The organism is Abyssisolibacter sp. ZYX002 (assembly GCF_056892235.1).
Window position 1 is genome coordinate 36,430 of the sequence record NZ_JARMXH010000001.1, and the last position, 12,018, is coordinate 48,447.

Annotated in this window: 11 protein-coding genes; all 11 read left to right on the plus strand. The window is 33.5% G+C overall.

The genetic code is table 11. The features are described 5' to 3' along the window. The first annotated feature begins 92 nt into the window (after positions 1-92). The 11 genes from putP (at position 93) to P3X86_RS00195 (ending at position 12,014) form a co-directional block, all read left to right on the plus strand. Positions 93-1,577, plus strand: coding sequence for a sodium/proline symporter PutP (gene putP / locus P3X86_RS00145; protein ID WP_483290592.1), 1,485 nt, complete (start codon positions 93-95; stop codon positions 1,575-1,577). A 412-nt stretch (positions 1,578-1,989) separates the two neighbouring features. Further along, the gene (locus tag P3X86_RS00150; protein ID WP_483290593.1) at positions 1,990-3,699 is read left to right on the plus strand and encodes a sigma 54-interacting transcriptional regulator; all 1,710 of its coding nucleotides are present in this window, start codon (positions 1,990-1,992) and stop codon (positions 3,697-3,699) included. 309 nt (positions 3,700-4,008) lie between these two features. Next, positions 4,009-4,314, plus strand: coding sequence for a (2Fe-2S)-binding protein (locus tag P3X86_RS00155; protein ID WP_483290594.1), 306 nt, complete (start codon positions 4,009-4,011; stop codon positions 4,312-4,314). Further along, positions 4,311-5,405: an NAD(P)/FAD-dependent oxidoreductase gene (locus P3X86_RS00160; protein ID WP_483290595.1), complete on the plus strand. Its 1,095-nt coding sequence runs from the start codon at positions 4,311-4,313 to the stop codon at positions 5,403-5,405. The genes P3X86_RS00155 and P3X86_RS00160 overlap by 4 nt, the downstream gene beginning before the upstream one ends. Beyond that, positions 5,399-5,887, plus strand: a complete 489-nt coding sequence (locus tag P3X86_RS00165; RefSeq protein WP_483290596.1) for a 4Fe-4S dicluster domain-containing protein — start codon at positions 5,399-5,401, stop codon at positions 5,885-5,887. The genes P3X86_RS00160 and P3X86_RS00165 overlap by 7 nt, the downstream gene beginning before the upstream one ends. Positions 5,888-5,889: 2 nt before the next feature. After that, positions 5,890-6,168 carry a (2Fe-2S)-binding protein gene (locus tag P3X86_RS00170; protein ID WP_483290597.1) on the plus strand — a complete coding sequence of 93 codons (279 nt, stop codon included), beginning with the start codon at positions 5,890-5,892 and terminating at the stop codon, positions 6,166-6,168. Continuing rightward, complete coding sequence (locus P3X86_RS00175; RefSeq protein ID WP_483290598.1) at positions 6,161-7,309, plus strand: NAD(P)/FAD-dependent oxidoreductase; 1,149 nt, start codon at positions 6,161-6,163, stop codon at positions 7,307-7,309. The genes P3X86_RS00170 and P3X86_RS00175 overlap by 8 nt, the downstream gene beginning before the upstream one ends. Positions 7,310-7,329: 20 nt before the next feature. Continuing rightward, complete coding sequence (locus tag P3X86_RS00180) at positions 7,330-7,731, plus strand: 4Fe-4S binding protein (protein WP_483290599.1); 402 nt, start codon at positions 7,330-7,332, stop codon at positions 7,729-7,731. Between the two features lie 16 nt (positions 7,732-7,747). Further along, complete coding sequence (locus tag P3X86_RS00185; protein ID WP_483290600.1) at positions 7,748-9,928, plus strand: aldehyde ferredoxin oxidoreductase family protein; 2,181 nt, start codon at positions 7,748-7,750, stop codon at positions 9,926-9,928. Positions 9,929-10,018: 90 nt separating this feature from the next. Continuing rightward, positions 10,019-10,978, plus strand: a complete 960-nt coding sequence (locus P3X86_RS00190) for an ornithine cyclodeaminase family protein (RefSeq protein WP_483290601.1) — start codon at positions 10,019-10,021, stop codon at positions 10,976-10,978. A 13-nt stretch (positions 10,979-10,991) separates the two neighbouring features. After that, positions 10,992-12,014: a proline racemase family protein gene (locus P3X86_RS00195; protein WP_483290602.1), complete on the plus strand. Its 1,023-nt coding sequence runs from the start codon at positions 10,992-10,994 to the stop codon at positions 12,012-12,014. Positions 12,015-12,018 lie beyond the last annotated feature (4 nt).

The window sequence follows — 12,018 nt, forward strand, 5'->3', positions numbered from 1 at the left end:
ATAGATTATAGTAGATATATTTATATATTGATGGTGCTGAAGAACTGTGCTATATTGTTTATCAAACTAAAGTACTAAAAAGGAGGATTTTTATGGCGGTAAGTGGAAGCATAATTTTTACATTTACATTATATTTACTTGGAATGCTTGCTATAGGCATGCATTTTTACAAAAAAACTACCAGTTTATCAGAATACATATTAGGGGGTAGAGGGCTTAATAGCTGGGTAGCAGCAATGAGTGCATCAGCATCAGATATGAGTGGATGGCTACTAATGGGTTTACCTGGAGCTGCATATTTGAGTGGTCTAGAAGCAAGTTGGATAGCTATAGGCTTAGCAATAGGTACATATTTGAACTGGCGATTTGTTGCTAAAAGGCTTAGAAAGTATACAGAGATATCAAATAATTCTATTACCTTACCAGATTATTTTGAAAACAGATTTAAGGACAATACAAGAATACTTAGAATGGTGTCGGCATTTTTTATAGTAGTATTTTTCTTAGTGTATACAGCTTCTGGTTTTGTAGCAGGAGCAAAATTATTCAATGCAGTATTTAATTTACCTTATATGTGGGCTCTAGTAATAGGTATAGTAGTAATAATAGGATATACTTTCTTAGGAGGTTTTATGGCAGTAAGCTTTACAGACTTTATACAAGGTATATTGATGTTTATAGCAATAATAGCAGTGCCATTAGTAGCTATTATTACTCTAGGAGGATTCACAGATACGATTAGTTCGGTCAAGGAGGTAAATCCAGAACTATTAAATTTATTTACAAAGACAGATGGAACTAAGTTGACATTTTTATCAATAATATCACTAGCAGCTTGGGGTATAGGGTATTTTGGTCAGCCACACATATTAGTGAGATTTATGGCTATAAAATCATCTGAGAAAGTAAAAAAAGCTAGGATAATAGCTACAACATGGTCAGTAATAAGTTTAGGGGCAGCTGTATTAATAGGGATGATAGGTATAGTATACCTAAAAACACCACTTGAGGGAGCAGGTAGTGAAACAGTTTTTATGGTAATGGTAAATGCGTTGTTTCATCCATTAGTAGCAGGTATTTTCTTAGCAGCTATATTGGCAGCAGTGATGAGCACAGCAGATTCACAGCTATTAGTTACATCATCATCATTTACAAAGGATTTTTATCAAGTTGTATTTAGAAAGAAAGCTACTGAAAAAGAGCTTGTATTAATAAGTCGTATAGCAGTAGTTATAATAGCATTTATAGCATTTTTAATAGCAACAAATCCAGATAGTAGTGTATTGGGGTTAGTATCTTATGCATGGGCAGGACTAGGAGCATCGTTTGGGCCAGTAGTGTTGATATCAATTTATTGGAAGCGTATGACTAGAAATAGTGCAATAGCCGGCATGGTTGTAGGAGGATTAACAGTAATCATATGGAAACATCTAGAAGGAGGACTTTTCGATGTATATGAAATACTGCCAGCATTTATATTTGCCTCTATTGCAATATTCATAGTCAGCATACTTGGCAAAAAACCATCTAAAAAGATACAAGAAGAATTTGAAAATGCTATAAAGGCAAAGGTATAGCTAGCAGTGTAAGGGGAGTTTCATATACACTTCCCTTATTTTAAAAATAAGCATGTACTTTTTCTAAAGAAGTAAAGAATTGTCTTTGCAATGTTTCTAAACAATAAAAAAGAACAAGATATCTATTGAAAATATAGGTATATTTCCCCTAATAAGTATGAATCATCAAGACTTTAAGTTACTATCTGGATAAAGTTTGATTATTCAATGGAGATACCAGAAAATAAACCTTAAGCTGAAAATGTTTAGACTTTGGGAACTATAAATTAACATGAACGATTTACAAAAATACAGATTACTACTAGCAAGTATAACACAAGACCCACAAAGATAAACTATAGTAAATATCCAATATTAACATTGCTACATATAAAATACTTTGATAAGATAAAGTGCAAGGTAGGTGCTAAATATGAAGATAAAAAATTTAATATTAAAAAATATTAAACTTATTGACCTAATGCAAGATGACATATTTACTTCCAGTATAAATACTAAAACGAATGATATGTTAGAACGCATGGTGGCTGAAGATAAGCAAAACGTAATAATAACGGATAGTGATAAAATATTCGCTATGCTTTCATTGATGGATATACTAAAAGCACACAAATCAGGTATAAAAATAAGAGATTATATAAAAAACAATAATAAGTATTTAAAATTTGCTCTATATAAAGAAAATAGCTCAATCGATTTAATAAACATACTACAGAAAGAGAGTGAAATAGAGGCTATACCTATATTAGATAGAGATAAAAGACCAATAGGTTTAATTGATGAAACACAGATTAGAAGGCTATATTCATTACTCATAGATAAAAGCTACGTATTATTTAATAATATAATAGATAATCTACATGATGCAATATGTGTAGTTGATGAGGATAGTCGAGTGCTTTTATGGAATCAAAGTGCACAAAAGTTATACAAAATTGCTGAAGACGAAATAGTTGATAAACTTATAACAGATAAATTTCCTACAGCATTGCTACCCAAAGTTATAGCACAGAAAAAAGAATACAGAAATATATATAACAATCCTAGAGAAAATTGCTATGACATAATAAGTGCGACACCTCTTTATGATGGGCACAAGTGCATAGGAGCGGTGAGTTGCGATATGGATATATCAGAGCTATTTCGAATATCAAAGCTTCTCAATGATGCAATGTCAAATATATCAATGCTCGAAAATGAAGTATCAAAGCTAAACGAAAGTAGGCTAACATTATCACAAATAAAAACAAAAAACACGAGATTAAAGAGCACAATAAAGTTGTGTAAGAATATATCAAAATCAAAAGTGAACATACTAATATCAGGTGAAAGTGGTACAGGAAAAGAAGTATTATCAAGAGCTATTCATATAGAAAGCAGTATGAAAGGACATTTTGTATCTGTCGAATGTGATAAGAGCTCACAGGAAGATTTAAAAAAAGAGCTTTTTGGAAGTAACAATATGAAATCAAGTGTACTCGGCAAACTCCAGTTAGCAGATAAAGGGACGTTGTTTCTAGATGAAGTTGGAGAATTACCATTATCACTTCAGGATGATATATTAAAAATAATAGATAATAAAATAATGAATATAGATATAAGAGTTATAGCGGCCACTAGTGATGACTTAAGGAAGAAAGTAAATAAAGGCTTATTTAGAGAAGAGCTATTTCATAGATTGAGCAGTGTTAATGTTTATCTGCCATCACTAAAAGAGCGAAAAGAAGATATACCAATGCTAGTGAACAAATTTGTAAGAGAATTCTGTATAACATATAGGAAAAATATCGTAGATATACCAAGCGAAATAATGGATAAGCTTAAAGAGCACGAGTATATTGGTAATATAAGAGAGCTAAGAAACACAATAGAGAGAATAGTTATTAGCTCACAAGGCAATAACATAGATAGGTCTTACATTAATGGAATATTGCAAAAAGAAGAAGAGGATAGTTATAATAGTAAGACACTTGATTTAACCAAAATATTAGAAAAAGCTGAATTAAAAGCAATCAAACAAGCATTAAAAATAACAAACTATAATAAGATGAGAACTTCAAAATTATTAAATATACCTAGAAGTACACTTTATTTTAAAATGAAAAAACATAACCTAGAATAAAACGTCAATAATCTGGCACTAAACGTCGAGATATTGACGTTTAGTGTTGTAACAGTTATTGCTTAAATAGAGTGCTAAAAATACATAGAATCTTCAGAAAATTCAGTAACAAGCCTATATTAAACCATATAATTTAAAATGAAGAAAATTAACCCATAATAAAAAACGTCAGAATACTAACACCAAAGAATTTGATAATTTTAAAATGTGATTATAGCTAGGGTCAATAGCATTCAAAACATGGCACAAAAATTGCTATTTTATAACTATAGCAAAAATTGCATATCAAATATCTGAGGAGGGATTTGCATGAGAATAAAAGAACATCCCATACTAGACTTTAAAAGAGGTGAAGAAATAAAATTCATATTCAATGGTCAAGAGATAGTGGGGTATAAGGGTGAAACAGTTGCTGCTGCTTTACATGCAGCAGGAGTAAAAGTTTTAGGAGAGAGTTTATTTAAGCACAGGCCTAGAGGTTTTTATTGTGCTATAGGCAACTGTTCATCTTGCTTAATGAAAGTTAATGGAGAGCCAAATGTGAGAACATGTATTACTGATTTGGAAGAAGGTATGGTAGTTGAGACGCAAAATGGTAAGGGGGAAATTCTATGAAAAAAGTAGAACTGGTGGTAATAGGCGGAGGTCCAGCAGGTCTTTGTGCTGCTATCAGTGCAGCAGCTAGTGGAGCTAAAGTACTCATATTAGATAGAAACAATAAAATAGGAGGACAGCTCATAAAACAAACTCATATGTTTTTTGGCTCGGAAAAACAATACGCAGCTACAAGAGGTATAGATATCACAGATATATTATTAAAAGAATTAGATAAATACAAAGAAAATATAGAAATTATGGAGCAAACAACAGCTTTAGGAATATTTGAAGATGGTATATTAACAATAGAAAACAAAGATCAATATATTAAAGTTAAGCCTGATGCAATGGTAGTGGCAACAGGAGCTAGTGAAAAAGTATTGGCATTTCCACAAAATGATTTGCCAGGTATTTATGGAGCAGGAGCAGTACAAACGTTGATGAATGTTTATGGAGTAAAGCCGGGTAACAAGGTATTGATGGTTGGAGCTGGAAACATAGGTCTAATAGTTAGTTATCAGCTAATGCAAGCAGGAGTTAAAGTAGAGGCTATAATAGATGCAGCACCTAATATTGGCGGTTATTTAGTACATGCATCTAAAGTTAGAAGAATGGGAGTACCAATTCTTACTAGACATACAGTAAAAGAAGCAATAGGAAAAGAGTGCTTAGAAAAAGTAATAATATGTGAGTTAGATGAAAAATGGCAACCTATAGAAGGGACAGAAAAAGAGTTAGAGGTTGACGTAATGTGTTTATCAGTAGGATTAACACCACTTACAGAGTTATTAGCACAAGCAGGATGCGAAATGAAATACGTTCCAGAGCTAAGTGGAAGAGTGCCTATTAGAGATAACAATTATGAAACCACAGTAGAGAAAATATTTGTCGCAGGAGATGTAACAGGAGTTGAAGAGGCAAGTAGTGCTATGGTTGAAGGATATATGGCAGGTTTATGTGCAGCAAAAAGTATAGGGTATGTACACCCAAATTTTGATGAGCTTAGAAAAGATTATATAGATCAGCTAGAATCATTACGCTCAGGACATGTAGGTGAAAGAATATTAGCAGGTATACAAAAAATAGTTAGGAGTGAGGCAACATGTTAGAGAGTACAGGGATAGCTACACCAGCGATGATAAAAGAAGTATTTCCTAGCGAGGAGAGAATAAATAGAGGGCCAGTAGCAGTAATAGAATGTTTTCAAAGAATACCCTGTAATCCTTGCTCTACAGCCTGCAAACGAAATGCAATAGAAAATTTTAATGATATAAATGATAGACCAAAAATAAATGAGGACCAGTGCAATGGATGTGGACTTTGTATAAGTAGATGCCCTGGACTTGCAATCATGATTGTTGATGGTAGCAAATCAAAAAAAGAACTTATATACAAACTACCGTATGAGCTATTACCATTGCCAAGTGAAGGTGAAATAGTAAAGGGATTAGATAGAGCTGGAGAGCACATATGTGATGCAAGCGTTATCAAGGTTCAAAATCCAAAATCCTTTGACAGAACACCAGTGATACATGTATCTGTTCCAAGAGAGTATATGTACAAATTCAGAAATATCAGAGTGGAGGGATAAGAATGGATGACAATACTATTATTTGTAGATGCTCAGACGTAACATTAAAGGAAATAAGGGATTTAATAAAACAAGGTTATACAAGTTTAGAAGAAATAAAGAGAATCTCAAGAGCAGGAATGGGGCCGTGTCAAGGAAGAACATGTGGACAACTAATACAAAGAGAAATCGCAAAATACACAGGGGAAAACATAGCAGATATACCTCCCTGTAATAGCAGACCTCCTGTTAAAGGTTTAAAAATAGCTCAATTTGTTAAGGGAGGTTGTGAAGATGATTAAAACAGCAGAAGTAGTGATTATAGGTGGTGGAATTTCTGGTTGTTCAATAGCATATAATTTAGCTAAAAAGGGAGTTAAAAATATAGTAGTAATTGAAAAAAGTTATCTTGCTAGTGGTTCAACAGGAAGATGCGGAGCTGGAATCAGACAACAGTTTGGTATGGAAATGAATTGCAAATTAGCAATGGAGAGTATCAAGTTTTTCCAAACAGCTAACGAAGAGCTGGAGTATGATGGAGATATAGAGTTTAAGCAAGGTGGATACTTAATGGTAGCTACTACAGAGAAAGAAGATGAACAATTTAAGAAGAATATAGAACTTCAAAGAAGCTTAGGAATAAAGGTTGACAGATTAACTCCAAAAGAAGCGACTAAAATAGTGCCATATTTAAACACAGATATAATGACTAGTGCAACGTTCTGTCAGAGTGATGGACATCTTAACCCATTTCTTACAACAGATGCATATGCGAAAGCAGCTAAGCGATTGGGAGTTAAGTTTTATCTATATACAGAAGTAATTGGTATCAAAAAAGAAAATGGCAAAATTAAATCCGTAATAACAAACAAAGGAGAGATAGCTACCAATATAGTGGTAAATGCTGCAGGTGGATATTCAAAGCACATAGGAGATATGGTATCAGTGGACATACCAGTATTCTCAGAAAGACACCAAATACTTGTTACAGAGCCAGTTGAGCCGACCCAAGAGCCTATGGTTATGTCGTTTTCATTAAACATTTATTGTCAGCAAACTCCACATGGTTCATTCATAATGGGTAGAGGTGATAATACAGAACCTAGAGATCTTAGAATAACATCAAGCTGGAAGTTCATGGAGGAGATGGCTAAGACCGTAACTAACCTTTTGCCTCCTATAGGTAAGCTTAGAGTAGTAAGACAATGGGCTGGTTTATATAACATAACGCCTGATCATCATCCAATACTAGGTACAGTAGACGAACTAGAAGGATTTTATTTAGCTATTGGATTCAGTGGTCATGGATTTATGCTTGCACCTGTTACAGGTCTTCTTATAGCGCAGCAAATAATAGGTGAGGAAAATACTATCGACGTATCATCACTTGATAGAGATAGATTTAAAAGAGGAGAACTTATATTTGAGCCATCAGTTGTATAGGAATATAGGAGGTGTTAGAATTGAAAAAATTAATTATAAACAAAGATTTATGTATTGGCTGTCATGATTGTCAAGAGGTGTGTTCAAAGGCCTTTTTCAAAGAAAAAAATCTCAATAAATCTTCAATAAAAGTCACAGAAATTGTAGATGGAGCTAATAAAATCAATCATTGTAATCAATGTGGCACATGTATTGATATATGTCCAGTTCAAGCAATTTACAGAGATAAAAACGGAATCGTAAGAATTAACAAGAAAAAATGTGTAGGCTGTTTTATGTGTGTAGGATATTGTCCAGAAGCAGCTATGATGCAACATGATGATTACTTAGAACCATTTAAGTGTATAGCTTGTGGCTTATGTACTAAAAAATGCCCAACAGGAGCATTATCAATAGAGATAGCACAAGAAGCGAATATATAAAAAGGGGGCGTTATATTTGAACATAGAGCAGTTAAAGAACTCTAGAAAACTTTTGAAGCAGTTTGATTACAAGCTAGGTACTATAGACAAGGGTTATACCAATAGGACATTATATATAAATGTATCGGATAATACAGTAGAATCTAGACCAGTGACGCAACAGATGAAGGACAAATTCATAGGAGGAAAAGGATTTGGACTAAGGAAACTATGGGATGCTACAACTCCAGATACCAAATGGGATGACGAAGAAAACGAAATAGTAATAGCAGGAGGGCCGATAGCAGGCATAACACAATATCCAGGAGCAGGAAAATCCCTAGTAGTAACCATATCACCACTTACCGATATAGTAATAGATAGCAATGTTGGTGGATATTTTGGGCCATTATTAAAATTTTCTGGATGGGATGCACTAGAGATACAGGGAAAAGCTAAAAATGATGTAATCATATTTATAGATGGAGACAAAGGAGTAATAAAAATAGAGGAAGCACCACTAGAAGCAGTAGATAGCCATGTGCTAGCAGAACAACTTACCGAAATGTACGCTGAAACAGAGGAAGATAAACGAAATATTTCAGTAGTATCGGCAGGAACAGCCGCAGAGAATACATTTATAGGTTTACTTAACTTTAGTTTCTATGATCTAAGAAGAAAAGTAGCAAGATTAAAGCAAGCAGGTAGAGGCGGAATAGGAAGAGTATTCAGAGACAAAAAGATAAAAGCACTCGTAGTTAAATATAGTAGTGTAAAAGGTAATCTAAACAATGCAGTAGATCAATCTAAGATAAATAGAGCAGGTATAAGATTCCACAAAGAAATGTGTAGATTTGACGATGAGCAAAACACAATGAGAAAGATAGGTACAGCAAATATAATAGAAGTAATGGGAGAGTACGATTTATTACCTACACATAACTTCAAGTTTGGTACACATGAGGATGTTCTCAATATAGCTTCATATGTATTTAGAGATAAATACATCACTCAAGGCTTGGCGGATGGATGCTGGTATGGATGTTCAATGTCATGTGCAAAAGCAGCAGATAATTTTGAGTTAAAATCAGGGCCATATAAGGGTCACAAAGTGACGATAGATGGGCCAGAATATGAGACAGCAGCAGGCGTAGGCTCTAACTGTGGTATATTTGACCCAGAGTATATATTGGAGTGTAATTTCTATTGTGATACTTATGGTGTAGACACTATCTCCTTCGGCACATTGACAGCGTTTGTAATGGAATGCTATGAAAATGGTATTATAAATAAAGAAATAACAGGAGGATTAGATCTTAGATTTGGAAACGCAGAAGCCGCTATAGAGTTATTACATCAGATGTCTAGAGGTGAAGGATTCGGACTTATAGCAGGGCAAGGTGTTAGAAGAATGAAGAAGATTTTCATAGAAGAATATGGAGCTGACCCTGATTTTATCAATGACATAGCTATGGAACAAAAGGGACTTGAATTCTCTGAATACCTATGCAAAGAATCATTAGCTCAGCAAGGTGGCTATGGATTAACAAACAAAGGACCTCAACATGATGAAGCTTGGTTAATATTTATGGATATGGTACACAACCAAATACCAACATTTGAAGATAAAGCAGAAGCACTACATTATTTCCCTATGTTTAGAACGTGGTTTGGATTAAATGGTCTGTGTAAACTCCCATGGAATGATATCACGCCAGCAAGTAATGCTAAATCAAAAGAGCCTGCCAAGGTTATAGAGCATGTTCAAAACTATATAGAGATATTCAATGGTGTTACAGGTCAAGATATAGATTTGGATGAATTAATTAGACAGTCAGAAAGAGTGTATAACTTCCAAAGGATATTTAATATAAGAAGAGGTTATGGAAAGAGAGCTAACGACGCAATACCATATAGAGCTATGGGACCAGTAACTGTAGAAGAATACGAGTCTAGAGTAGATAGATTTGATAAGCAATTAAAAGAATTAGTCCACTATGATCCAGTAGGTAAAACAGTCAAAGAAAAGATAAAGGTAATGAGAGAATATAGAGAAGATCAATATCAAAAATTGATAGATGCAGTATATAAAAGAAGAGGATGGACAAATGATGGAGTACCAACAATAGAAAAACTAAGAGATATAGAAATGGATTTACCAGAGTTGATAGAGGTAGTAGAAAAACACATAACAGCAGAAACATCAACTACTATATAGCACTATAATTAATAAAAGCTGTAACAAAACAATATGTCAAGAAGGAGTTTTGTTACAGCTTTTTGAATCTATTATAGAGGAGTTGATGACATGATATATATAAATGAAGAAAATATTAGAGAAATAGTAAGGTTGGAAGAATTGATGGAAGCAATAGAAGAGGCGTATATAGCATATGAAAATAATAGTTTCATAATGCCTGATAGAATCCATATCAATAATAAGAGTAATACACTATTATACATGCCATGTATTACAGAAAAAGTATTTGGAACTAAGATGATAACAGTATTTCCAGATAATAAAAACCTAAATGAGCCAGTTATTCAAGGTGTAATGATGCTCAATGATTCAGTGACAGGTACACCAGTATGTATGATTAACGGAGCTAGTTTAACAGCTTATAGAACAGGAGCAGTCGGAGGTGTAGGATTAAAATATATAACACCAAAACATATAAAAAGTATAGGTGTAATAGGTGCTGGAGTCCAAGGATATTATCAAGCTTTGTATGCATGTAAAGTAAGAAACATCGAAACCATTAATATTTTTGATTTGTCATTACAAAGTGCACAGATATTAAAAACGAAGCTACAAGAGAGTATAGATAACATAGTAATTAATATTTCAAAAAGTAGTTCAGAGCTTTTAGAAAATAGTGAAGCTGTTTACACTTGTACAACGACAAATAAACCAGTATTACCAGATGATAAAAGTTTATTAGAAAATAAGTATTTCATAGGCATTGGATCATATAAACCTGATATGAGAGAGTTTCCAGAGAAATTATTTGAAGTTGTAGAAGAAGTTTATGTAGATACAGCATTTGCAAAAGAAGAAACAGGTGACTTGATAACACCATTAAGCAAAGGATGGTTAAAAGAGAGTCAAATAAAATCTATTAGCACAATAATTAAGGACAAAAAACAAATAACCAAAAAGACTATGCTTTTCAAATCGGTAGGAATGGCATTATTTGATATTTATACAGCTAATGCTATTTATAAAAAGGCTCTAGAAAAAGGGGTTGGAACAAAAATAAAACTATAAAGGAGTTTGCCGTATGATGAGATTTGCTAGAATGATAACAGCAATAGATGCTCACACCGCAGGGGAACCACTTAGAATAATAACAGCAGGTATGCCTACAATACCTGGAGATACCATATTGAAAAAAAGACTAAATATGCTTAAAAGATATGATGATATAAGAAAATTATTGATGTTAGAGCCACGAGGTCATAGTGGAATGTACGGATGCATTATTACTCCACCAGTTACACCAGACGGTGATTTTGGGGTGCTATTTACTCACAATGAGGGATTAAGTACAATGTGTGGACATGGAATAATTGCTGTTACTAAAGTTGCATTACAAACAGGGTTGATCACAGCTAAAGACGGTATCAATAAAGTTAAGATAGATTCACCAGCAGGACGAATAACTGCGTATGCTGATGTACAAGGGGATAACATTACAAATATTAGTTTTAAAAATGTACCATCGTTTGTATTTGCAGAAAACGTGAAAGTTGATGTAAAAGGTATAGGTGTTATATCTGTAGATATAGCATATGGAGGAGCATTTTATGTATATGTAGATGCTCGTAAACTCGGACTTACTGTTGAGCCAAAAAATATTAACAAATTAGTAGAGGTAGGCATGGAAATAAAATACAAAGTCATGGAGGAACTAGAAGTTGTACATCCACTAGAAAGAGGTATAAAAGGAATATATGGGACTATTATTACTGGACTAATGAATGTAAAAGATGATAAAATAAAGTCTAACAATGTATGTATATTTGCAGATGGACAAATAGATAGATCGCCTACTGGAACAGGAACAGCAGGAAGAGTGGCACTTCTGTATAAAAAAGGGATAATGAGAAAAGGAATGACACTAGTTAATAACAGTATAATAGATACTACATTTAAAGGAGTAATAGAAGATGTTGCAAAAGTAGGAGAATATAACGGAGTCGTACCTATAGTATCAGGAAATGCATATATTACAGGTTTTAATCAGTTAGTATTAGATCCAGGAGATCCGTTACCAGAGGGTTTTAGAATAATAGGAGGCTAGCTTA